General features: G+C 36.0%; 1 protein-coding gene. It reads left to right on the top strand.

Translation table 11 applies throughout. From position 1 onward, the window contains the following. On the top strand, positions 1–201 hold a 201-nt coding region (locus B494_RS0118535), incomplete at its 5' end, for a hypothetical protein (protein ID WP_241211444.1). Between the last annotated feature and the right edge of the window lie 52 nt (positions 202–253).

The raw sequence follows: 253 nt of genomic DNA, 5'->3' as shown, positions 1-253 counted from the left end.
CAAAGAAATTTATCAAAAAACCAAACTGTAAGGGGTGATGTAATGGACGTATCGAACGTGTGGGATTGGTCGTTTTTTTGGGATAGTTTTGGCTTTATTTTAAGGTTAGTCGCATCATTTTTAATGATCGTTGTCGCTATTATAGCTGTTGGCATGCTACTTAAAGTCGTCATTAATGCTATTCGAGAGAGTAGGTCATGACATGGAAATTAACTTTTGGAGTCAAGATAACATGTTAGAATTTTGGCGATAC

Origin of the sequence: Amphibacillus jilinensis Y1 (assembly GCF_000306965.1) — a bacterium.
Taxonomy (GTDB): Bacteria; Bacillota; Bacilli; order Bacillales; family Amphibacillaceae; genus Amphibacillus_C; species Amphibacillus_C jilinensis.
Note: the sequence above shows the minus strand (reverse complement) of the source record. Positions and strands in the feature narration are given on the sequence as shown.